This window comes from Streptococcus halitosis (assembly GCF_023147855.1).
Taxonomy (GTDB): Bacteria; Bacillota; Bacilli; order Lactobacillales; family Streptococcaceae; genus Streptococcus; species Streptococcus halitosis_B.
This window is the reverse complement of the sequence record NZ_JAHXOP010000001.1, coordinates 627,187-650,618: the sequence shown is the minus strand read 5'-3', so window position 1 is coordinate 650,618 and position 23,432 is coordinate 627,187. Positions and strand designations below refer to the sequence as shown.

Genomic DNA, 23,432 nt, shown 5'->3' with positions numbered 1-23,432 from the left:
TTGCTGTTGGCAGGTTCCTTTTTTCGTGGTTTGTTTTTGACCATACTCTCTTGCTTGCAAAGGTAAAAGGAGAAAGGTATGCGTGAACATCGTCCAGTTATTGCTCTTGATTTTCCTAGTTTTGAGGCAGTCAAGGAATTTTTATCTCTTTTCCCAGTAGAAGAAAGTCTTTATCTAAAAGTAGGGATGGAGCTTTATTATGCGGAAGGTCCAGAAGTTGTCCGTTATTTGAAGTCACTGGGGCATAGTGTCTTTTTGGACCTTAAGCTACATGACATTCCAAATACAGTCAAATCTGCTATGAAGGTCTTATCTCAGCTTGGTGTAGACATGACCAATGTTCATGCTGCTGGGGGTGTAGAGATGATGAAGGCTGCGCGTGAAGGTCTTGGAAAAGAAGCAAAATTGATTGCTGTCACTCAATTGACTTCAACTTCTGAAGAACAAATGAGAGACTTTCAAAATATCCAAACCAGTCTTCAAGAATCGGTCATTCACTATGCCAAGAAGACAGCTGAAGCGGGCTTGGACGGTGTCGTTTGCTCAGCTCAGGAAGTCAAGCTTATCAAAGAAGCAACAAGCAAAGATTTTATCTGTTTGACACCGGGAATTCGTCCAGCGGGAGCTGCGGTAGGAGACCAAAAACGTGTCATGACGCCAGCGGACGCCTATCAAATCGGTAGTGACTATATCGTAGTGGGACGTCCTATTACCCAAGCTGAGGATCCTGTTGTAGCTTATCATGCTATCAAGAATGAATGGAACCAAGACTGAAATTAAAGAAATAGATTATAAAAACAAAGGAGAATACTATGACACTTGCTAAAGATATCGCTAGCCACCTCTTGAAAATCCAAGCCGTTTACCTTAAACCAGAGGAGCCTTTCACTTGGGCATCTGGTATCAAATCGCCGATTTATACTGACAACCGTGTGACACTAGCCTATCCAGAAACTCGTACTCTAATTGAAAATGGTTTTGTAGATGCTATCAAAGAAGCCTTTCCAGAGGTGGAAGTGATTGCAGGAACTGCGACAGCAGGAATTCCACACGGAGCTATTATCGCTGACAAGATGAACTTGCCTTTTGCCTACATCCGCAGCAAACCAAAAGACCACGGAGCTGGTAACCAAATCGAAGGTCGCGTAGCACAAGGTCAAAAGATGGTTGTTGTTGAAGACCTCATTTCAACGGGTGGGTCTGTTCTTGAAGCCGTAGCAGCAGCTAAACGCGAAGGAGCTGATGTGCTTGGTGTCGTAGCGATTTTCAGTTATCAATTGCCAAAAGCTGATAAGAATTTTGCGGATGCTGGTGTCAAACTTGTGACGCTTTCTAACTACAGTGAACTGATCCACCTAGCCCAAGAAGAAGGTTACATCACACCAGAAGGACTCGCTCTCCTAAAACGCTTTAAAGAAGACCAAGAAAATTGGCAAAACGTTTAAAACATAGAAAATCAGGTAGTCACTAGGATTACCTGATTTTTTATATGCGGGCAATAAAACAAAGGTTCCTAAAGGTAAAGAAGAATATAGGATAATGATAGAATGAGAGTCCTCTCTTTTTTGGGGCACATTCAGATAATCAGTTTGAAATTTCCAGACAAATTTTTTGAAAGGAATCTGAAAAAGAGGTAAGATAGTTTATGTAAGAAAAAGTAAACGCTTACTTAATAAGGAGGACACTTTATGTCATATAAAACAAGCAATGCAGAAGGACCTGTAGATTTTATTAACACTTATGATTTGGAGCCAATGGCGCAACAAGTCATTCCTAAAGCTGCCTTTGGTTATATCGCTAGTGGAGCAGAGGATACTTTCACTTTACGCGAGAACATCCGTGCCTTTAACCACAAACTTATTGTTCCTCATACGCTTTGTGATGTTGAAAATCCAAGTACAGAGATTGAATTTGCAGGTGAAAAATTATCTTCACCAATTATTATGGCGCCTGTTGCGGCTCATAAATTGGCAAATGAGCAGGGGGAAGTAGCTACTGCGCGTGGTGTGCATGAATTTGGTTCTCTTTATACAACCAGCTCTTACTCTACCGTTGACCTTCCAGAAATTACGGAAGCTCTTCAAGGGACACCTCATTGGTTCCAATTTTACTTTAGTAAGGATGACGGGATTAACCGCCACATCATGGACCGTGTGAAGGCTGAAGGCTACAAAGCGATTGTCTTGACGGCGGATGCAACTGTAGGGGGCAATCGTGAGGTCGATAAGCGCAATGGTTTTGTCTTCCCAGTTGGCATGCCGATTGTTGAGGAATACCTGCCAGAAGGTGCTGGAAAATCAATGGACTTTGTTTACAAGTCAGCTAAACAACGCTTGTCTCCACGCGATGTCGAATTTATCGCTACATACTCAGGACTTCCCGTCTATGTCAAGGGACCACAATGCCGTGAGGACGTTGAACGTTCGCTTGCTGCGGGAGCTTCAGGTATCTGGGTAACCAACCACGGTGGCCGCCAAATCGATGGTGGACCAGCATCCTTTGACTCACTTCAAGAAGTGGCTGAAGCAGTTGATAAACGTGTGCCAATTGTCTTTGACTCTGGTGTTCGTCGCGGTCAACACGTCTTTAAAGCCTTGGCTTCAGGAGCAGACTTGGTAGCTATTGGTCGCCCTGTGATCTATGGTTTGGCTCTTGGTGGTAGTGTTGGTGTGCGTCAAGTCTTCGAGCACTTAAATGCAGAATTGAAGACAGTCATGCAGTTATCTGGAACTCAGACCATTGAAGATGTCAAACACTTCAAGCTCCGTCATAACCCATACAACCCAACCTTCCCAGTTGACCCTCGTGATTTGAAATTGTATTGATAAAGTAGAAGGCCTCCACCTGATGTGGAGGTTTTTCTTTGTGTATAGAAAGAATAAATCGTTATTAGAAACTATATAAATATATTTTCCAGTCAAATATCTTGCTAGGGCTTTCAAATTCTGTTATACTGGTCCAGTAATTAAATAATAAAGACATTTGGGGTGCTTTAGGCTGAGATGATACCCATTGAACCTGATACAGTTAATACTGGCGAAGGGAAATGTGAAAAGGTTTTTTTCGTATGTCGAAAAGAACTGTCTAATCTTGTAAGGTAAACTCTAATTCTCGTTTGTAATTGGAGTTTTTTTGTTTATCAAAAGATGATAGGCTTGACGGCAAGCCTTTCGGTAGCTCTCCTTGAATGCCCCACTTTTCTTTAAAAAAGGAGTTTTTTATGTTGAAAAAATGGCAGTTAAAAGATGTTATCTTGCTTGCTTTCTTGTCTATCTTTTTTGGTGGCGTTTTTGTGGGTTCGGGCTATCTATTTGATATCCTCACCCTAATCTTGGCCCCTCTTGGTTTGCAGGCCTTTGCCAATGAAATCCTCTTTGGTCTCTGGTGTATGGCTGCGCCCATTGCGGCTATCTTTGTTCCAAGAATCGGAAGTGCAACGATTGGAGAAGTGCTCGCTGCGCTTGCTGAAGTCCTTTATGGTAGCCAATTCGGTCTAGGCGCTCTTTTGTCTGGCTTGGTTCAAGGCTTGGGAAGTGAATTTGGTTTTCTCGTAACCAAGAATCGCTATGAAAGTTGGCTCTCTCTAACTGCCAATAGTATTGGGATTACGCTTGTTAGCTTTGTCTATGAATACATTAAATTAGGTTACTATGCCTTTTCTCTTCCTTTTGTCCTTTCCTTGCTTGTGGTGCGTTTTATTTCCGTCTTTTTCTTCTGTACCATCTTGGTTCGTGCCATTGTCAAACTCTATCATCAGTTTGCGGCCGGAGGCAAGGCGTAGATGGGGCTGGAACTACGGGGGATTCAGTCACCAATCTTTTCGGAACCGATTGATTTTACTTTTCATGCGCAAGCTTTTACCTTGTTAGTTGGGAGCAGTGGTTCAGGAAAATCCAGCCTTTTTCAAATCATTGCCCAGGTCACTTCCTTACCTTATAGTGGTCAAGTCCTGATAGATGGAAACCAGGTCAGTCAGCTTTCTATCGTTGAACGTGTCCAGACGGTTGGTATTCTCTTTCAAAATCCCAATCATCAATTCACCATGGAGAACTTGTTTGAGGAACTGGTTTTTACATTGGAGAATATCGGGCATCCCCTTCAAGATATTGATGCTAAAATAGCAGAGGTGGTCCAGCAATGTCGTTGCGAGGCAATCTTGCACCGTCCCATCCATCACTTATCAGGTGGGGAAAAGCAAAAGGCTGCGCTGGCTGTTCTATTTGCCATGAATCCTAGGGTCTATCTCTTGGATGAGCCCTTTGCTTCTATTGACCGCAAAAGTAGGATAGAGATCCTAGAGATTCTAAAGGAATTGGCCTCTAATGGGAAGACAGTCATCCTGTGTGACCATGATTTATCAGACTATGGAGCCTACATTGACCATATGGTGGAGCTAAGAGACGGGCAACTGAGGGAAGTGTTTCAAATCCCTACCTCTGAGATGACACAGGTTGCTTCAAAGGAAGTTGCCTCTAGCCTAGAACTATTCCATATGGATCGTGTGACTTGTGAGCTGGGTAATCGTCCCCTCTTTTCGATTGCTAATTTCACGTTTTACCAAGGAATTTCCTGTATCCTGGGTGACAATGGTGTCGGGAAATCAACCCTCTTTCGATCTATTCTTCAATTTCAAAAGTATAAGGGGCGCATTAGCTGGAAGGGGACAGTCCTGAAAAAGAAAAAGAGTTTGTACCGTGACCTAACGGGTGTTGTTCAGGAAGCTGAGAAGCAGTTTATCCGAGTCAGTCTGCGAGAGGAACTGCAATTAGATAGTCCAGACTCGGAAAGAAATCAGCGGATTCTCCAAGCATTACAATTTTTTAATTTGGAGCAGGCTCTTGATAAGAGTCCCTATCAATTAAGTGGTGGCCAACAAAAGATTCTTCAGCTTTTGACCATCTTGACCAGCAAGGCTTCTGTAATCTTGCTAGATGAGCCATTTGCTGGTTTGGATGATAGAGCTTGCCATTATTTTTGTCAGTGGATGTTGGAGGACAGAAATCAGGGAAGAAGTTTTTTGATCATTAGCCATCGTTTAGATCCCTTGATTTCTGTGGTCGATTATTGGATCGATATGACTAGTGAGGGTCTCAGCCACCTTCAAGACGTGACGATCAGCAAACCTCTCACATCTCTGAACAATGATACTATAGGGGAGGTGAGGTAGTATGATCAAAGTAGCAACCAAGACACCAGTTATCAGCCTCTTCTTTCTAATTTTATCCTTGGAAACATCCTTCATTCCTTCGATTGCTCTGAATCTTTCGGTAGCCGCATTTTGCATACTCTTTTTGCTCTATCACCGTCGATTTAAAATGTTGGCTTGGATGCTCTTGCTCGCCATTTTGCCATCCATCGCCAACTACTGGGCAATTCAGTTACATGGGGATACTTCTCAGGCAGTGATACTTGGAACGAGGGCCTTTGTGACGGTTTGTATCGGCCTTGTTTTTGTTTCCAGTATTTCCTTAAAAGAGCTTTTCTTGTATTTGGCTCAAAAGGGGTTATCACGGTCTTGGGCCTATGCCTTGATTGTGGTATTCAATTCCTTTCCCCTTATTCAGCAAGAAATCAAGTCCCTCAAGGAAGCATGCTTATTGCGTGGTCAAAAATTGCATGTTTGGTCGCCCTTGATTTATAGCAAGGTTCTGATGACGGTCTTTAGATGGCGCCATCTTTACCTGAGAGCTCTGTCTGCACATGGATATGACGAACATGCTCATTTGGAGAATCGCTATCGAACTTTTTATATTTCTCAGAGGACAAAATTGATCTATCTACTTTTCTTTTTATTGCTTCAAACCAGTCTGTTTTTATAAAGGAGTTATTATGGAATTTACAGATATTGCGATGGAATTATCCAGGGAAGCTTGGCAGGCTTCCTTTAACCATCCCTTTGTTTTACAGTTACAAGAGGGAACGTTAGAACCTTCTATTTTCCGCTATTACCTTATTCAGGATGCCTACTATCTGAAGTCTTTTTCAGAAGCTTATCACCTCTTGGCTGATAAGACTTCAAACGAGGAGATGAAAAGACTTTTGAAACAAAATGCTCAGAGTCTAGTGGAGGGTGAATTATTTATCCGCCAACAGTTTTTCAAGGAATTAGGAATCAGCGACCAGGAAATGGAGCAACACCCAATCGCTCCAACCTGTTATCATTACATTTCTCATATTTATCGACAGTTTGCAGAGACAAACTTGGGCATTGCTTTTGCTAGTTTGCTCCCATGTCCGTGGTTATACCATGATTTGGGCAAGGCACTTAATCGCAAACCATCCCCGAATCCTCTTTATCAACAGTGGATTGAAACCTATATCACCGATGAGTTAGAACAGCAGATTAAAGAGGAAGAAGCGCTGGTCAATCAGCTCTATCGAGAAAGCGACGAGACGGACAAACAAAAAATGCTAGAGGCCTTCCACAGAAGTGTCCACATGGAAGCCAAGTTTTGGGAGATGGCTTACCAACACCAAACATGGACGAGTGATTTGCAGTCCTTAGAAAAAGAGAAGAAATAGAAAATGAGAAACCACCAACTTCAAGTTCACAAATTAACCATTTTATCCATGATGATCGCCCTTGACGTAGTTCTTACACCCATCTTTCGAATTGAAGGAATGGCACCAATGTCCAGTGTAGTCAACATTCTTGCAGGAATCATGATGGGACCTGTTTATGCCTTGGTCATGGCTACAGTCACAGCCTTTATCCGTATGTCTACTCAAGGTATTCCGCCCTTGGCCCTCACAGGAGCTACTTTTGGAGCCCTCCTTGCAGGTCTCTTTTATAAGTACGGTCGAAAATTTCATTATTCTGCCCTAGGAGAAATCTTGGGAACAGGGATTATCGGTTCTATTGTTTCCTATCCTGTCATGGTTCTCTTTACGGGATCTGCGGCAAAGCTCAGCTGGTTTATCTATACTCCGCGTTTTTTTGGAGCGACCTTGATTGGTACAGCAATAGCTTTTCTCGCCTTTCGATTTTTAATCAAGCAGGAATTCTTTAAAAAAGTGCAAGGATATTTCTTTGGTGAAAGGATAGACTGATGCAGGAATTTACAAATCCCTTTCCTCTAACCTCCAGCTCCTTGATTCACTGCATCACCAATGAGATTTCCTGCGAGATGCTGGCCAATGGTATTTTGGCTCTGGGATGCAAACCAGTCATGGCAGATGACCCTCGTGAGGTTCTTGATTTTACCAAACAAAGCCAGGCTCTCTTTCTCAATTTGGGGCATTTGTCAGCTGAGAAGGAGAAGGCAATCCGTCTGACAGCTACTTATGCAAACCAAGCTTCTCTCCCAATGGTAGTAGATGCGGTTGGCGTAGCAGCTTCATCCAATCGTAAGGACCTAGTCAAAGATCTTTTAGAATACAAGCCCACGGTCCTTAAAGGAAATATGTCAGAAATACGAAGTCTTGTAGGTTTAAAGCACCATGGGATTGGGGTTGATGCGAGTGCTAAAGACCAAGAAACGGAGGATTTGCTTCAAGTCTTGAAAGACTGGTGTCAGACCTATCCTGGTATGTCATTCTTAGTCACTGGCCCCAAGGACCTCATCGTTTCGGAGAATCAGGTTGCAATATTGGGAAATGGCTGTGCAGAATTGGACTGGATAACAGGGACAGGAGACTTGGTTGGAGCCTTGACAGCCGTTTTTCTCAGCCAAGGAAAGACCGCCTTTGAAGCTTCTTGCCTAGCGATCTCTTATCTCAATATCTCTGCTGAGAGAATCGTTGTTAAAGGAATAGGATTGGAAAATTTTCGTTACCAAGTTCTAAATCAACTCTCTCTCCTAAAAAGAGACGAAAACTGGCTAGAAGCCATCAAAGGAGAATTTTATGAATAGAGAATTACTTAAACTGTATCTAGTAACCAATCGCTACCAAGATTCCTTGGAAAGCTTTCTTGAAAAAGTCGAGACGGCCTGCCGTTCAGGTGTTACCATAGTCCAACTACGAGAAAAAAATCTCACCACCAATCAATACTATCAACTGGCAAAACAAGTCAAGGAAATAACAGATGCCTACCAGGTGCCCTTGATCATCGATGATCGATTGGATATCTGTCTAGCAGTCGATGCTGCTGGGTTGCATATAGGCGACGATGAACTACCAGTTTCGGTTGCCCGCAAAGTCTTGGGTCCTGAAAAAATCCTCGGTGTCACTGCTAAAACAGTTAAAAGAGCCCTCGAAGCAGAAACATCGGGTGCGGATTACTTGGGAACAGGAGCCATTTTCCCGACTACGACCAAAGAAAATGCACCCATCACCCTGATTTCAACCTTGAAAACAATTTGCCAAACGGTCGCCATTCCAGTAGTTGCTATTGGAGGCTTGACGTCAGAGAACATTGACCAACTTACGGGTACTGGCATAGCTGGTGTAGCAGTCGTCAGGGATCTGATGCAGGCAGAAGATATAGAAGCAAAAACGCAAGCTTTTTTAACAAAGCTAGATGACATTATTTCCTAATCAAAAACTCTCTAATTCCCTTATAGTGGGAACTAGAGAGTTTTTTCTTAATCTTTAAAGCTTGTATGGTTGACTGGACCAGAACCATGACCGAGTTGAGGGGCGTCTTGGATGGCTTTTGTGATAAAGGCCTTGGCCTTATCGACTGCCTGATAAAGGGTCTTCCCCTTGGCTAGTTCAGCCGTAATCACTGCAGCAAAAGTACATCCAGTACCATGGGTGTGACAGGTTTGAATTCTAGGACTTTCCCAGACAAATTGCTCCTCCTTGGTAAAGAGGAAATCCTTGGCACCGCCTTCGAGATGACCACCTTTGATTACCACAGACTGAGGACCAAATTCTTTTAAAATCAGGCGACCGGCACGTTGCATGTCTTCTGAATTATGAATTGAGAAACCAACAATTTCTTCTGCCTCAGGAAGATTGGGTGTAATAATAGTCGCAAGGGGAAGCAGGTTTGTTTTTAGGTAGCTTCTCGCACTAGTATCTATCAGGGTATCACCGCTTGTTGCGACCATAACAGGGTCCAGCACGTAGGGGCAGTCCAGTTTTTTAAGATAGGGTTGGATAATCTCCATGATTTCAGTAGTTGCCAACATACCAGTTTTTACAGCCTGGGGCTTGATATCCGAAAAGACACTCTCCAATTGAGCTTCCAACATTTGGTTGGAGACGTGCTCGATTAATTGAACGCCTCTGGTATTTTGAGCGACAAGGCTGGTCACAACGGCCATTCCATAAACATCTCTAGCTTGGAACGACTTTAAGTCAGCCATAATGCCAGCACCGCCACTAGGGTCAGTTCCAGCAATGGTTAGAGCAACGGGTAAATAAGTCATCTAAAACCTCCCAACCAACTGAAGTTTGTATTCTTAAGAACAAGCTAGTCTGTTTCAGGAAGGCAATAGAAGACCAGCTAGTCCTCATTATCATTTCCACTTCCATCAGCTAGCATTACCTAGATTGAGTCAAAGGGATCTAACAGTCGTTAATCTCAGCTTTACGCACCCCTAGTGGTTGTTTTCTTTTTTCTTCAGTATAGCATATTTTTATAGTTTATATAGTAAAATTTGACTGCAAATCTCTCCTTATATACTTAAAATTCTATTTTTCGAAGAAATAAGAAGATTTATAATTGACAAATGTAGATTTTGAGAGTATACTTAGATTTATAATTGACAAATGTAGATTCGGAGGGATGCTAATGCAGATTTCAGATGCAGAATGGCAGGTTATGAAGATTGTTTGGATGCAGGGAGAACAGACCAGCACGGATTTGATCAGGGTTCTGGCAGAGCGGTTTGACTGGTCCAAGTCTACAGTTCAAACCCTTTTGGCTCGTCTGGTTGAGAAAGAGTGTTTAACTCGGAAAAAAGAGGGCAAGTCCTTTGTTTATTCAGCCCTTTTAACTCTGGATCAAAGTCGAAACTTGCTTGTCCAAGATATCAAAGACAAGGTTTGTTCTCGTAGGATGAAGAACTTGTTGGCTGATTTGATTGTGGAATGTGATTTCACTCAGGCTGACTTGGAATACTTGGAAGCTGTGATTTCTGAGAAAAAAGCTAGCGCAGTTGCTGAAGTAAAATGTAATTGTATGTAAAGGAGACGCCATGTTAAATAGTATTGTAACCATTATTTGTATTACCCTTATCGCGTTTATCTTGTTTTGGTTTTTCAAAAAGCCTGAAAAATCTGGACAAAAGGCCCAGCAAAAAAAGGACTACCAAGAGATTCGAGTGGAAGTCATGGGGGGCTATACGCCTGAGTTGATTATTCTCAAGAAATCAGTGCCAGCCCGTATTGTCTTTGACCGCAAGGACCCTTCACCTTGTTTGGATCAGATTGTTTTTCCAGACTTTGGTGTGCATGCGGATCTTCCTATGGGTGAAGAGTATGTAGTGGAAATCACACCTGAGCAGGCTGGGGAGTTTGGCTTTGCTTGTGGTATGAACATGATGCACGGTAAGATGATTGTAGAGTAGGAGGAGACTATGACTGAAATTGTGAAAGCAAGCCTAGAAAATGGCATTCAAAAAATCCGTATCACAGCTGAAAAAGGATATCATCCAGCCCATATTCAGCTTCAAAAAGGGATTCCGGCTGAGATTACCTTTCATCGTGCCACTCCTTCAAACTGTTACAAGGAAATTCTTTTTGAAGCAGAAGGTATTCTAGAACCAATCGGTGTGGACGAGGAGAAGACAATTCGTTTTACTCCTCAAGAGCTGGGTGAGCATGAATTCTCATGTGGCATGAAGATGCAAAAGGGAAGCTATACCGTAGTTGAGAAGACGCGAAAATCTTTGTCACTTTTGCAACGTTTTTGGATTACTAGTATCTTTACTGTGCCGCTTGTTTTCCTCATGCTTGGGATGTTGACAGGGACTATCAGTCATCCAGTTATGCATTGGGGTACCTTTTTAGCCACAACACCTATCATGCTAGTGGCAGGAGGTCCTTATATTCAGAGCGCTTGGGCCAGCTTTAAAAAGCACAATGCCAACATGGATACCTTGGTGGCACTGGGAACTCTAGTGGCCTATCTCTATAGTCTAGTTGCCCTCTTTGCTGGTCTTCCTGTCTATTTTGAAAGTGCTGGATTTATCCTCTTCTTCGTTCTTTTGGGAGCCGTTTTTGAGGAAAAAATGCGAAAAAATACTTCCCAAGCTGTGGAGAAATTACTTGATTTGCAAGCTAAAACAGCAGAAGTCTTGCGTGAGAATAGCTATGTACAAGTTCCTTTGGAACAAGTCAAGGTAGGAGACCTGATTCGGGTGCGTCCTGGAGAAAAGATTGCGGTTGATGGTGTTGTAGTCGAAGGTGTATCCAGTATTGACGAATCCATGGTGACAGGTGAGAGCCTGCCAGTGGACAAAACAGTTGGAGATACTGTGATTGGATCCACTATAAATAACAGTGGCACTCTTATTTTTAGGGCGGAAAAAGTTGGTTCAGAGACTGTCTTGGCACAGATTGTGGACTTTGTGAAGAAAGCTCAGACCAGCCGAGCACCAATTCAGGATTTGACGGATAAGATTTCAGGGATTTTTGTCCCAGCAGTTGTCATTTTAGCGATTTTAACTTTTTGGATTTGGTTTGTCTTGCTTGAGGCTAGCTTTGTAACCTCTCTGCTTTATGGGGTGGCAGTGTTGATTATCGCTTGCCCTTGTGCCCTTGGTCTTGCAACACCAACAGCTCTCATGGTAGGGACAGGACGGAGTGCCAAGATGGGGGTTCTCCTCAAGAATGGAACCGTCTTACAGGAAATCCAGAAAGTCCAAACTCTCGTCTTTGATAAAACAGGAACTTTGACGGAAGGAAAACCAGTTGTCACTAATATCATTGGCGACGAGACAGAAGTGCTCGGCTTAGCTGCCTCTTTAGAAGAAGCCTCTCAACACCCATTGGCTCAAGCTATTGTCAAGCGAGCGACTGAAGCAGGACTTGAGCTTCATACTGTGGAAAATTTCCAAGCCTTGCATGGAAAAGGTGTTTCAGGGCAAATCAATGGGAAACAAGTCTTGCTTGGAAATGCTAAAATGCTAGATGGAATGGATATTTCGAGTGCTTATCAGGAAAAACTTGAAGAATTGGAAAAAGAAGCTAAGACAGTTGTCTACTTGGCTGTTGACAATGAAATCAAAGGCTTGCTTGCTTTGCAAGATATTCCCAAAGAAAATGCCAAGCTCGCCATCAGTCAGCTGAAAAAACGTGGCCTCCGAACAGTTATGCTGACAGGAGATAATGCAGGTGTCGCGCGTGCCATTGCGGATCAAATCGGCATCGAGGAGGTTATTGCTGGTGTCTTGCCAGAAGAAAAAGCGCATGAAATCCATCAACTACAACAGTCTGGTAAAGTAGCCTTTATCGGAGATGGTATCAATGATGCGCCAGCTCTCAGTGTAGCAGATGTCGGGATTGCCATGGGCGCAGGAACCGATATTGCTATTGAGTCAGCAGGGATTGTTCTTACTCACAATGATTTGACAGGAGTTGTTCGTGCTTTTGATATGAGCAAGAAAACCTTCAATCGAATTCTTCTCAACCTCTTCTGGGCCTTTATCTACAATGTCATCGGAATTCCGATTGCGGCAGGAGTCTTTTCAGGAATTGGTCTCGTTCTCAATCCAGAACTGGCAGGTCTAGCCATGGCCTTTAGTTCTGTATCTGTTTTAACCAGTTCACTCATGCTAAACTTTAGTAGAATAGACTAAAAGCGAGCTTGCTCGCTTTTTATACTCTTCGAAAATCTCTTCAAACCACGTCAGCTCTATCTGCAACCTCAAAACAGTGTTTTGAGCAACCTGCGACTAACTTCCTAGTTTGCTCTTTGATTTTCATTGAGTATTATTATAAAACAGTTATATAAAACGTTTTCAAACTGTACTGTAATAGAGAATGAAAACTTCTGAGCACATTCTTAGGAGACCCAAAACAAATGTGGTAAAGTAGTAGAGTAAAAATTTGCTGAAACGTTTCCAATTAGTATATGAAAACGGATTTATCAAGTTTTAAAAATATTTGAAGGAGAGTTATCATTATGACTCAAGGGAAAATTACTGCATCTGCAGCAATGCTTAACGTATTGAAAACATGGGGCGTAGACACCATCTACGGTATCCCATCAGGAACACTCAGCTCATTGATGGATGCTTTGGCTGAAGACAAAGATATCCGCTTCTTGCAAGTTCGCCACGAAGAAACAGGTGCTCTTGCAGCGGTCATGCAAGCTAAATTCGGCGGCTCAATCGGGGTTGCAGTTGGTTCAGGTGGTCCAGGTGCAACTCACTTGATTAACGGTGTTTACGATGCAGCTATGGATAACACTCCATTCCTTGCTATCCTTGGATCACGTCCAGTTAACGAACTCAACATGGATGCCTTCCAAGAGCTCAACCAAAACCCAATGTACAACGGTATCGCTGTATACAACAAACGTGTAGCTTACGCTGAGCAATTGCCAAAAGTTATTGACGAAGCTTGCCGTGCAGCTGTATCTAAAAAAGGTCCAGCTGTTGTTGAAATTCCAGTAAACTTTGGTTTCCAAGAAATCGACGAAAACTCATACTACGGATCAGGTTCTTATGAGCGTTCATTCATCGCTCCTGCTTTGAATGAAACTGAAATCGACAAAGCTGTTGAAATCTTGAACAAGGCTGAACGTCCAGTTATCTACGCTGGATTTGGTGGTGTCAAAGCAGGTGAAGTGATCACTGAATTGTCACGTAAAATCAAAGCACCAATTATCACAACTGGTAAAAACTTTGAAGCCTTTGAATGGAACTACGAAGGTTTGACAGGTTCTGCTTACCGTGTTGGTTGGAAACCAGCCAACGAAGTTGTCTTTGAAGCAGACACAGTTCTTTTCCTTGGTTCAAACTTCCCATTTGCTGAAGTTTACGAAGCATTCAAGAACACTGAAAAATTCATCCAAGTCGATATTGACCCTTACAAACTTGGTAAACGTCATGCTCTTGACGCTTCAATCCTTGGTGATGCAGGTCAAGCAGCTAAAGCAATCCTTGATAAAGTAAACCCAGTTGAGTCTACTCCATGGTGGCGTGCAAACGTGAAGAACAACCAAAACTGGCGTGATTACATGAACAAACTCGAAGGTAAAACTGAGGGTGAATTGCAATTGTACCAAGTTTACAATGCTATCAATAAACATGCTGATCAAGACGCTATCTACTCAATCGACGTAGGTGACACTACTCAAACATCTACTCGTCACCTTCACATGACACCTAAGAACATGTGGCGTACATCTCCACTCTTTGCGACAATGGGTATTGCCCTTCCTGGTGGTATCGCTGCTAAGAAAGACAATCCAGATCGCCAAGTATGGAACATCATGGGTGACGGTGCATTCAACATGTGCTACCCAGACGTGATCACAAACGTTCAATACGACCTTCCAGTTATCAACGTTGTCTTCTCAAATGGTAAATATGCCTTCATCAAGGACAAATACGAAGACACAAACAAACACTTGTTTGGTTGTGACTTCACAAATGCTGACTATGCGAAAATCGCTGAAGCGCAAGGTGCTGTAGGATTTACAGTTGATCGTATCGAAGACATCGACGCAGTTGTTGCAGAAGCTGTGAAACTCAACAAAGAAGGTAAAACTGTTGTGATCGATGCTCGCATCACGCAACACCGTCCACTTCCAGTAGAAGTACTTGAGTTGGATCCAAAACAACACTCAGAAGAAGCGATCAAAGCCTTCAAGGAAAAATACGAAGCAGAAGAACTCGTACCATTCCGCCTCTTCTTGGAAGAAGAAGGATTACAATCACGCGCAATCAAATAATTCCTCTCATAGAAAATTAAATGTAAGCATTGAAGATTTTACTCTTTGATTTTCATAGAGAGAAACTTAAAAAGATCGGAGCAATCCGGTCTTTTTATGGAGGATAGTAAATGAATTTAAATCAATTAGATATCATCGTTTCAGATGTTCCTCAAGTCTGTGCTGACTTGGAGCGTATTTTGGATAAAAAGTCCGATTATGTTGATGACAGTTTTGCTCAGTTCACGATTGGCAGTCATTGTCTCATGTTGTCTCAAAATCATTTGATTCCTTTGGAAAACTTTCAGTCAGGCATCATTCTTCACATAGAGGTTGAGGATGTAGAGCAGAACTACCAACGGTTGAAAGATCTTGGTATCACAGTTTTAAACGGCCCAGCTGTAACTGATTGGGGGACAGAATCCTTGCTTGTAAAAGGTCCAGCTGGTTTAGTGATTGATTTTTATCGTATGAAGTAGGTAATTCTATTATCAAATTTTTTATTTAAAAATTTAAACATTCTTAGAGTGGAACTTGAAAAGATCGGAGCAATCCGGTCTTTTTCTGTTTCCTCTTTCTTATCACCAGACTGCGATAGTTTACATTATTCTAATAAAAGGTTAAAAAACTTGATAGTTTTGTGATAAGATTATAAAATAAGATTCAGTAAAGATAAAAGAGGTTTTGAAAATGTCTGAAAAACAAATGAAAATTTTGGGTTGGGTAGCGACCTTCATGTCCGTTATGATGTATGTCTCTTACTTCCCACAAATCATGAACAACTTGGCTGGTCAAAAAGGAAACTTCATCCAACCCTTGGTCGCAGCCATCAACTGTAGTCTTTGGGTTTACTACGGTCTTTTCAAAAAAGAAAGAGATATTCCCCTTGCGGCTGCTAATGCGCCTGGTATCATTTTTGGTCTAGTAACGGCTATCACAGCTTTGATTTAAAAAGAAGACTGGTTTCAGTCTTTTTTTCGTATATATAAAAGTAAGTTTAGTGCTATTATTATCCAGAGGGTTCCAAACTTTTTGCCTCCTTTTTAGTATAATAGAAGTAATAAATCAATCGAGGTAAAGTGATGACAGAAATACTACAATTTCCAGAAGGATTTCTCTGGGGTGGTGCAACGGCGGCTAATCAATGTGAGGGTGCTTATAATCAGGACGGTCGTGGTCTTGCTAATGTGGATGTGGTACCGATTGGTCCAGACCGTGAGGCCATTATTACAGGTCAGAAAAAGATGTTTTCGTTTGAGGAGGGCTATTTTTACCCAGCAAAGGAAGCCATTGATATGTACCATCATTACAAGGAAGATATTGCGCTTTTTGCAGAAATGGGATTTAAAACCTATCGACTTTCCATTGCTTGGACTCGGATTTTTCCTCAAGGTGACGAAGCAGAGCCAAATGAAGCTGGTCTAGCTTTTTATGAGGATTTGTTTAAAGAATGTCACAAGTATGGAATTGAACCACTGGTGACCATCACGCATTTCGATTGCCCCATGCACTTAATTAGGGAGTACGGTGGTTGGCGCAATCGTCGTATATTGGACTTTTACGCAAAGCTCTGTCGCACCCTCTTTACTCGTTACAAGGGCTTGGTCAAGTACTGGCTCACCTTCAACGAAATCAATATGATTCTGCATGCCCCCTTTTTAGGAGCTGGGATCTGTTTTGAAGAGGGGGAAAATCAAGAGCAAGTCAAATACCAAGCAGCTCACCATGAGCTGGTAGCCTCGGCTATGGCGACTAAAATTGCCCACGAAATTGACCCAGAAAACAAGGTGGGATGTATGTTGGCAGCAGGGCAATATTATCCTAACACTGCCCATCCGAGAGACTACTGGGCAGCCATGGAAGAAGACCGTAAGAGTTACTTCTTCATTGACGTCCAAGCGCGTGGGGAATACCCAAACTATGCCAAGAAGCAGTGGGAGCGTGAGGGAATTAAGATTGAAATGTCGACAGAAGATTTGGACTTGTTAAAGAATCACACTGTTGATTTTGTTTCCTTCTCTTATTATGCGAGTCGAGTGGCCTCAGGCGATCCAGAAGTGAGGGATCTGACAGCTGGAAATGTCTTTGCCTCTATCAAAAATCCCTATCTGGAATCCTCAGAATGGGGTTGGCAGATTGACCCACTGGGGCTTCGTATCACCCTCAATGCCATCTGGGATCGTTATCAAAAACCCATGTTCATCGTAGAAAATGGACTCGGCGCTATGGATACGCCAGATGAAAATGGCTATGTAGCGGATGACTATCGGATTGCTTATCTAGAAGCCCACATCAAGGCTATGCGAGATGCTATTTACCAAGATGGCGTTGAATTGCTTGGTTATACGACTTGGGGTTGTATAGATCTGGTTTCAGCTGGAACAGGCGAAATGAACAAGCGCTATGGCTTTATCTATGTGGATCGTGATAATGCAGGTCAAGGAAGTCTCAAACGGAGCAAGAAGAAATCCTTCTACTGGTACAAGGATGTCATTGCCAGCAATGGTGCAAGTATTAAGTAGAGCACATTTGTTCACTATTTTTACAAAATCTTCTCCCTACTTTATAAGATGTGAAAAAGAGTTCAATTAGATCTAGCTTTTTGCTATAATGAAGTGAGAAAAACAGATAGGAGAATAAGATGTCAGAACCATTATTTTTACAATCAGTTATGCAAGAAAAAATCTGGGGTGGAACCAAGCTACGTGATGAGTTTGGCTATGACATTCCAAGTGAAAAAATTGGAGAATACTGGGCTATCTCAGCTCACCCAAATGGGGTTTCAAAGGTTGCTAATGGGCGCTACGAGGGAACAGACCTAGCTACTTTGTATGCGGAACACCGTGAATTGTTTGGTAACCGTCCAGAGCCTGTATTTCCACTGTTGACCAAGATTCTCGATGCCAACGACTGGCTTAGTGTACAAGTTCACCCAGACGATGCCTATGGATTAGAGCATGAAGGCGAGCTCGGGAAAACAGAGTGCTGGTACATCATCGCTGCGGATGAAGGTTCAGAGATTATCTATGGTCACAATGCCAAATCAAAAGAAGAACTCCGCCAGCAAATTGAAGACAAGAACTGGGATGCCTTACTGACAAAAGTGCCAGTTAAGGCTGGAGATTTCTTCTATGTGCCAAGTGGTACCATGCACGCTATCGGTGCAGGTATCTTGATTCTTGAAACCCAGCAGTCTAGCGATACCACCTACCGTGTTTATGACTTTGACCGCAAGGACGACAAGGGCAACTTGCGTGAACTTCACCTTGAAAAATCCATCGATGTTTTAAACATTGGAGAGCCTGCCAATAGCCGTCCTGTAACTATCAAAGCAGATGATCTACGTTCCACTCTCCTTGTATCCAATGATTTCTTCGCAGTTTACAAGTGGGAAATCACTGGCAAAGTTGACTTCGAAAAGACAGCTGACTACAGCTTATTTAGTGTCTTGGCTGGTCAGGGTCAACTGACTGTTGATGGGAAAAACTATCCAATCCAAAAAGGCAGCCACTTTATCCTACCAAGTGATGTTGAAGCTTGGACCTTGGAAGGGCAAGGTTTGGAATTGATTGTAAGCCATCCATAAAAAAAGAAAGGGCCTGAGTTTACTACTCAAGTCCTTTTTGATTACATAAATTGGGCGATAAAAACCACAATGATGATAATAGGAATGATGAAACGAAGGAGGAAAAGCCAGACTTGGAAAAGTCCTTGTTTCCAGGCTCTTTCATCAAGATGGAGTTCCTCCTTAGCAAGAGCCTTCTTAAAGATATAGCCTGTAAAAAGTGAAAGGCAGAGGGCTCCAAATGGCATGAGGAGATTGGAAACCAAGAAGTCCATAGCGTCAAAGAAGGTCTTCCCAAAGATGTGAATATTCGCCATAACACCGTAAGAAAGGGCTGAAGGAATTCCAAAGATAAAGGTCAAGATCCCTAAAATAGCACTCCATTTAGCACGCTTGCTGTTGTCCTGATTGGTGATATTGCCCACATTGATTTCCAGCATCACGACAGAAGAAGTAACCGTCGCAAAGAGGAAGAGCAAGAGGAAAAGGATGTAGAAAATGGTTCCAAAAGGCATCTTGTCAAAGAGTTGAGGTAAGACGATAAAGAGAAGGCTTGGTCCCCCTTCAGACTGGATATTGAAGGCTGACATGGCTGGGAAAATGGCAAGTCCTGCCATGATGGATACCGAGATGTTCATGGCTACGATGGAAATCCCTGACTGGACCAGATTGGTTTTCTTGTCCAAGTAGGATGCATATGTCAGCATAGCTGTCACCCCTAGTGAGAGGGCAAAGAAAGATTGTCCCAGAGCATAAAGGAGACCAGCGCTAGTTAGTTTTGAAAAGTCTGGTTTGAGGAAGTAAAGAACCCCTTCCATAGCGTTTGGCAAGCTGAGAGAGCGCCCGATGATGACGACAAAGATGATAAAGAGCAGGGGCATCATGACTTTCGAAGCTCTTTCAATCCCTTTTTGAACCCCACGTGATACAATAAAGATATTCAACAAGATAAAGGCAGCTTGTGCGCCAAGGGCAATGGCAGGATTTGAAATGATTGAAGTAAATAACTGAGCATAATCACCCGTTCCACCAAGTTGGAACAATTTTCCAAACTCAATACCTAGATAGACTAAAATCCATCCTCCGATAACACTGTAAAAGGAGAGGAGGATAAAGAGGGCAAAGGCACCAATCCAACCGATAAAGTTGTACTTGCTATTGTTACCAAGTTTTCCAAAGGTTTTGATAGCGGAAACGCCAGCACTACGGCCAAGGGCAAATTCAGCCAGCAGGAGCGGGAAACCGATTAAAATGGTGGAAATGAGAAAGACTAGTAAAAAGCCTCCACCTCCATTAGCAGCAGTCATGTAGGGAAACTTCCAAACGGCACCAAGCCCGATGGCTGAGCCAGCAGATGCTAGGATAAAGCCTAGTTTCGAGCCCCATTGCGATTTTTCTGACATAGTTGAAACTCCAATCTCGTTTTTTAAAATAAGAAAAGGCTACTTGAGTTGTCAAATAGCCCTCTCTCAATGGCTCTCTATGAGCCTTCTGTTTGATTGATAGACTTGACTATCCTATCATGTTTTCAAAGGTCTGTCAAGAAAACCATTTTCAAGTTTTCACACCTTTCTCAAAAAGTGAAAAATTTTTCTCAAAAACGCTTGACTCTGACCTAAGGGGAGGGGTTATACTATTTCTTGTAAGGAGGAAATCATGTACCATATCAAAGAAGCTGCGCAGCTTTCAGGTGTCTCTGTCAAGACCCTGCACCACTACGATAAGATAGGACTTCTGGTCCCCTTAAAGTCGAAAAACGGCTATCGAACCTACAGTCAAGAGGATTTGGAACGACTTCAGGTCATTCTGTATTACAAATATCTAGGCTTTCCTTTAGAAAAAATAGCAGAGCTGTTAAAGGAAGAAAGGACAGATTTATTGCCTCATTTGACCAGACAGTTGGACTATTTGACTCGAGAAAGGCAACACCTGGATACCTTGATTTCCACCTTGCAAAAAACCATTCAAGAACAAAAAGGAGAAAGAAAAATGACGATTGAGGAAAAATTCACTGGATTTAGCTATCAAGACAATCAAAAATACCACCAAGAGGCGGTAGAGAAGTATGGACAGGAAGTCATGGGCCAAGCGCTTGAACGCCAAAAAGGTCGCGAAGAAGAGGCCACAGCCGCCTTCAACCAAGTTTTTCAAGCCTTGGCACAAAACCTTCAAGTTGGTCTGCCTGCAACAGCAGCCGAAAACCAAGAAGAAGCAGCTAAACTCTTGCAAGCTATTCGTACTTATGGATTTGACTGCTCTATTGAGGTATTCGGTCATATCGGTAAAGGCTACGTCTACAACCCAGAGTTTAAGGAAAACATTGATAAGTTTGGTTCTGGAACAGCCCAGTACACATCAGATGTCATTGCAACTTACGTTCAGACAAATGCAGAATAAATAGGCTAGGAATTTCCTAGCCTATTTTTTACTTCAAGTCATAAAGCCAGTCGTCACCGTCTTTGTAGTAAAAGAATTCACTGAGATCTTCTTCTAGAAACACACGAAGCATATCAGACATATCATCGGTTGCAAGTTTTAGATGAGATAGATTGTCAAAATCCTCCCACCAAACCTTCCCTTCGTCTGAAGACTGGAGTTCACCAGCAAAGTGTTCTGTTTTGTAAAAGAGGACTACATAACGATAATCCTTGTCATCGTACCAGTTTTTGATACCACAGAGTTGGGGTTTGGAAATGGTTAGACCAGTTTCTTCTTTCACTTCACGAATGACAGCATCGACAAAGGATTCGCCACGTTCAACATGACCACCAGGAAAAGTAATGCCGGGCCAGTCGGGATTAACTCGGTCTTGAACCAGAACCTTGTCTCCGTTTTGAATCATACACATATTGACAAATTCGACTGTTTCTCTTCTATTCATTCTTCATAACCTTTGATTTTTAATCATAATGCAGACTTCCTGCCACCCATCCGGTGCAGAGGGCAGAAGTGATGTTAAAGCCACCCGTGTGGGCATTGATATCCAGTACCTCGCCAGCAAAGTGGAGGCCAGGAACGAGCTTGCTTTCCAGAGTTTTGGGATTGATTTCCTTAAGACTGACGCCTCCTTTGGTGACAAAGGACTTAGCCAATGACATTTTACCTGTGACAGGAATTTTGAGAGCCTTGATAGATTGGACAAGTTGTTCGCGTTCCTTTTCAGTCAGTTGTTTGACTTTGTCAGGATAGCCTTGCACAAGAAATTCTGCCAAGCGTTCTGGAAGCAAAGTTTTTAAAGTATTTTTCAAGGATTTTTCCCGATTTTCTTCTAGAAATGCCACCAAGTCGCTCTCAGAAAGTTGAGGTAAGACATCCAGTGAAAGAGCTTCTCCACCCTTGACAAAACTAGACATACGGAGAGCAGCAGGACCGGATAGACCAAAGTGGGTAAAGAGCAGATCGTGGGTGATGACATGCTTGCCGTAGCTTAAGGTCACATCGTCTAGTGAAATACCCTGAAGTGCTTTGTGTGGAAAATCAGTCAACAATGGGCTCTCAGCAGCTTCAAGCTCAGTAATGGTATGTTTAAAATGACGGGCGATCTCATGTCCAAAACCAGTCGAACCTGTAGAAGGATAGGATTTTCCGCCAGTTGTGACAATGAGTTTATCGCAAGTGAAGCTTTGGTCTGCGGACTTGAGGACAAACTGGTCGTCTATCTTTTTAACCGAAACAATCTCTGTTTGAGTAGCAAGTTGACCACCGAGTTCAGTGATTTTCTTTTCTAGCGCCTCGATAATGGTCCGAGACTTGTCACTAGCAGGAAAGACGCGTCCATGGTCTTCGACCTTGAGTTTAACACCATTTTCCGTAAAAAAGTTGATGATATCATGGTTATCAAACTGGGAGAAGACACTGTAAAGAAACCGCCCGTTACCAGGGATTCCAGCTAATAGGTCATCTAAGGTTCCATTGTTGGTTACATTACAACGACCACCGCCTGTTCCAGCTAATTTTTTTCCAAGTTTGCGATTTTTTTCGATGAGAAGAGTTTTCTGACCATAAAAGCTACTGGAAATCGTAGCCATCATGCCAGCAGGTCCCCCACCAATGACAATAGTATCAAAATGTTTCATAGCTCTATTGTACCACAAAAAATAAGAGATGCTTGGCATCTCTTGTTGCTCATAATCTTAGTTAATTTCATATCCCATCAACAAACCGCCATCTTCTGCATAGAAACTGCAGAGACCAGACGTAGGGATGATTTTGATATCCGCTTGCGGGAAGGTTTCCAGCAAGCGTTCTGACAATTGCTGACAGAATTTTTCATTGCTGCGATGAGCCATGACGATACGGCCACCAGCATAGCCAGCTTTGATGAGTTCTTCATAGGCTGCTTGAAGGGATTTTTTTGGTCCACGCGCTTTCTGGAGCAGTTCTAAGGTTCCAGTTTCACTTGCTTCCCCAACCATACGGATGTTGAGAAGCCCAACAACTGCACCGATAAGCTTACTCAAACGGCCATTTTTGACCAAGTTATCGACCTTAGCGAGGACAAAGAGCAACTTAGTTTTTTCTTGGTAGGCTGTAATAGCTTCAACAATTTCTTCAAAAGAAAGTCCTTGATCAATCAAGTCATTGATTTTTTCTACAATTAGGTCAACTTCCCCACCAGCAGATAAACTATCAATCACATGAATCTGAGTGTCAGGGTGTTCTTCAAGGTAGATGTTCTTAGCGAGCTGAGCACTATTATGGCTACCTGAAAGAGTACCAGTAATGGTAACGACAAAGATATGCTTTGCACCTTCAAATGCACGCAAGTAATCATCAGGGCTAGGACAAGCTGATTTTGAAGCCTCAGAAGTCGCATACATGGTTTCCATCATGTGGTCAATGTCGAGATTGGCATCATCGATAAAGACCTGATCAGCTACTTGAATGGTTAAAGGAACACTAACAAATTCAGTATCAATAGCAGGAGTTGCCAGTTGACGATAATCACAACCAGAGTCAGCTACAATCTTCCAAGTCATAGAAATTCTCCATCTTTGTCACTTATACATTGACAAAGGTTCTGTCTTTTTTTACAATTGTATCATGAATGTCCTTGAAACAAAAGTATCACCTTTCTGTTGTTACAAGTAGAAA

The 23,432-nt window shown here is 42.6% G+C and carries 24 protein-coding genes and 2 riboswitches; of the genes, 19 read left to right on the top strand and 5 right to left on the bottom strand.

The genetic code is table 11. The annotated features are described in order from the left end of the window. The first annotated feature begins 78 nt into the window (after nt 1-78). The 10 genes from pyrF (at nt 79) to thiE (ending at nt 8,478) form a co-directional block, all read left to right on the top strand. Nucleotides 79-774 carry an orotidine-5'-phosphate decarboxylase gene (pyrF, locus tag KZX55_RS03235; RefSeq protein ID WP_248024223.1) on the top strand — a complete coding sequence of 232 codons (696 nt, stop codon included), beginning with the start codon at nt 79-81 and terminating at the stop codon, nt 772-774. Nucleotides 775-812: 38 nt separating this feature from the next. Further along, nucleotides 813-1,445, top strand: a complete 633-nt coding sequence (gene pyrE, locus KZX55_RS03230) for an orotate phosphoribosyltransferase (protein ID WP_248024211.1) — start codon at nt 813-815, stop codon at nt 1,443-1,445. Nucleotides 1,446-1,688: 243 nt separating this feature from the next. Further along, nucleotides 1,689-2,825, top strand: coding sequence for an L-lactate oxidase (lctO, locus tag KZX55_RS03225; RefSeq protein ID WP_000120743.1), 1,137 nt, complete (start codon nt 1,689-1,691; stop codon nt 2,823-2,825). Between the two features lie 148 nt (nt 2,826-2,973). Continuing rightward, nucleotides 2,974-3,062, top strand: a riboswitch (TPP riboswitch). Between the two features lie 158 nt (nt 3,063-3,220). Further along, on the top strand, nt 3,221-3,781 hold the full coding sequence (locus tag KZX55_RS03220) for an ECF transporter S component (RefSeq protein WP_248024186.1): 561 nt from the start codon (nt 3,221-3,223) through the stop codon (nt 3,779-3,781). Then, nucleotides 3,782-5,167: an ATP-binding cassette domain-containing protein gene (locus tag KZX55_RS03215; RefSeq protein ID WP_248024183.1), complete on the top strand. Its 1,386-nt coding sequence runs from the start codon at nt 3,782-3,784 to the stop codon at nt 5,165-5,167. A 1-nt stretch (nt 5,168) separates the two neighbouring features. Further along, the gene (locus tag KZX55_RS03210) at nt 5,169-5,819 is read left to right on the top strand and encodes an energy-coupling factor transporter transmembrane component T (protein ID WP_248024180.1); all 651 of its coding nucleotides are present in this window, start codon (nt 5,169-5,171) and stop codon (nt 5,817-5,819) included. A gap of 10 nt (nt 5,820-5,829) precedes the next feature. Then, on the top strand, nt 5,830-6,522 hold the full coding sequence (gene tenA / locus KZX55_RS03205; RefSeq protein WP_248024177.1) for a thiaminase II: 693 nt from the start codon (nt 5,830-5,832) through the stop codon (nt 6,520-6,522). 3 nt (nt 6,523-6,525) lie between these two features. Then, nucleotides 6,526-7,050 (top strand): energy coupling factor transporter S component ThiW, encoded by a 525-nt coding sequence (thiW, locus tag KZX55_RS03200; RefSeq protein WP_101800166.1) that lies wholly within the window; start codon nt 6,526-6,528, stop codon nt 7,048-7,050. Further along, nucleotides 7,050-7,853, top strand: a complete 804-nt coding sequence (locus tag KZX55_RS03195) for a hydroxyethylthiazole kinase (RefSeq protein ID WP_248024161.1) — start codon at nt 7,050-7,052, stop codon at nt 7,851-7,853. The genes thiW and KZX55_RS03195 overlap by 1 nt, the downstream gene beginning before the upstream one ends. Then, nucleotides 7,846-8,478 (top strand): thiamine phosphate synthase, encoded by a 633-nt coding sequence (gene thiE, locus KZX55_RS03190; RefSeq protein WP_248024148.1) that lies wholly within the window; start codon nt 7,846-7,848, stop codon nt 8,476-8,478. The genes KZX55_RS03195 and thiE overlap by 8 nt, the downstream gene beginning before the upstream one ends. Before the next feature lie 47 nt (nt 8,479-8,525). Here the strand turns inward: thiE and thiD are convergent, their stop codons facing one another. Next, nucleotides 8,526-9,317: a bifunctional hydroxymethylpyrimidine kinase/phosphomethylpyrimidine kinase gene (gene thiD, locus KZX55_RS03185; RefSeq protein ID WP_248024121.1), complete on the bottom strand. Its 792-nt coding sequence runs from the start codon at nt 9,315-9,317 to the stop codon at nt 8,526-8,528. A gap of 84 nt (nt 9,318-9,401) precedes the next feature. Next, a riboswitch (TPP riboswitch) is annotated at nt 9,402-9,500 on the bottom strand. 182 nt (nt 9,501-9,682) lie between these two features. Here thiD and KZX55_RS03180 point away from each other — a divergent pair. The 8 genes from KZX55_RS03180 to manA all read left to right on the top strand — a co-directional run bounded on the left by KZX55_RS03180 (nt 9,683) and on the right by manA (nt 18,359). After that, entirely contained in the window at nt 9,683-10,078 is a 396-nt protein-coding gene (locus tag KZX55_RS03180) for a CopY/TcrY family copper transport repressor (protein ID WP_248024095.1), read from the top strand. Between the two features lie 10 nt (nt 10,079-10,088). Further along, the gene (locus tag KZX55_RS03175) at nt 10,089-10,460 is read left to right on the top strand and encodes a cupredoxin domain-containing protein (RefSeq protein ID WP_248024079.1); all 372 of its coding nucleotides are present in this window, start codon (nt 10,089-10,091) and stop codon (nt 10,458-10,460) included. A gap of 9 nt (nt 10,461-10,469) precedes the next feature. Continuing rightward, nucleotides 10,470-12,692 (top strand): heavy metal translocating P-type ATPase, encoded by a 2,223-nt coding sequence (locus tag KZX55_RS03170; RefSeq protein ID WP_248024075.1) that lies wholly within the window; start codon nt 10,470-10,472, stop codon nt 12,690-12,692. A gap of 326 nt (nt 12,693-13,018) precedes the next feature. Then, nucleotides 13,019-14,794 (top strand): pyruvate oxidase, encoded by a 1,776-nt coding sequence (gene spxB, locus KZX55_RS03165; RefSeq protein WP_248024070.1) that lies wholly within the window; start codon nt 13,019-13,021, stop codon nt 14,792-14,794. Between the two features lie 110 nt (nt 14,795-14,904). Further along, nucleotides 14,905-15,252 (top strand): VOC family protein, encoded by a 348-nt coding sequence (locus KZX55_RS03160; RefSeq protein WP_248024056.1) that lies wholly within the window; start codon nt 14,905-14,907, stop codon nt 15,250-15,252. Between the two features lie 211 nt (nt 15,253-15,463). Next, nucleotides 15,464-15,724 carry a SemiSWEET family transporter gene (locus KZX55_RS03155; protein WP_001291471.1) on the top strand — a complete coding sequence of 87 codons (261 nt, stop codon included), beginning with the start codon at nt 15,464-15,466 and terminating at the stop codon, nt 15,722-15,724. A gap of 131 nt (nt 15,725-15,855) precedes the next feature. After that, complete coding sequence (locus KZX55_RS03150; protein ID WP_248024053.1) at nt 15,856-17,295, top strand: 6-phospho-beta-glucosidase; 1,440 nt, start codon at nt 15,856-15,858, stop codon at nt 17,293-17,295. A 119-nt stretch (nt 17,296-17,414) separates the two neighbouring features. Then, on the top strand, nt 17,415-18,359 hold the full coding sequence (manA, locus tag KZX55_RS03145) for a mannose-6-phosphate isomerase, class I (protein WP_248024049.1): 945 nt from the start codon (nt 17,415-17,417) through the stop codon (nt 18,357-18,359). Between the two features lie 41 nt (nt 18,360-18,400). Here the strand turns inward: manA and KZX55_RS03140 are convergent, their stop codons facing one another. Next, nucleotides 18,401-19,741, bottom strand: a complete 1,341-nt coding sequence (locus tag KZX55_RS03140) for a sodium-dependent transporter (RefSeq protein WP_248024034.1) — start codon at nt 19,739-19,741, stop codon at nt 18,401-18,403. A gap of 253 nt (nt 19,742-19,994) precedes the next feature. Between KZX55_RS03140 and KZX55_RS03135 the strand changes: the two genes are divergently transcribed. Continuing rightward, nucleotides 19,995-20,735 (top strand): MerR family transcriptional regulator, encoded by a 741-nt coding sequence (locus KZX55_RS03135; protein WP_248024031.1) that lies wholly within the window; start codon nt 19,995-19,997, stop codon nt 20,733-20,735. A 28-nt stretch (nt 20,736-20,763) separates the two neighbouring features. Here the strand turns inward: KZX55_RS03135 and KZX55_RS03130 are convergent, their stop codons facing one another. The 3 genes from KZX55_RS03130 to KZX55_RS03120 are packed head-to-tail and all read right to left on the bottom strand — an operon-like array spanning nt 20,764 to nt 23,317. Further along, nucleotides 20,764-21,219: an 8-oxo-dGTP diphosphatase gene (locus KZX55_RS03130; RefSeq protein WP_248024018.1), complete on the bottom strand. Its 456-nt coding sequence runs from the start codon at nt 21,217-21,219 to the stop codon at nt 20,764-20,766. A 19-nt stretch (nt 21,220-21,238) separates the two neighbouring features. Next, nucleotides 21,239-22,414, bottom strand: a complete 1,176-nt coding sequence (locus KZX55_RS03125; RefSeq protein WP_248024014.1) for an NAD(P)/FAD-dependent oxidoreductase — start codon at nt 22,412-22,414, stop codon at nt 21,239-21,241. Between the two features lie 57 nt (nt 22,415-22,471). Next, nucleotides 22,472-23,317 (bottom strand): DegV family protein, encoded by an 846-nt coding sequence (locus KZX55_RS03120; protein ID WP_248024010.1) that lies wholly within the window; start codon nt 23,315-23,317, stop codon nt 22,472-22,474. Between the last annotated feature and the right edge of the window lie 115 nt (nt 23,318-23,432).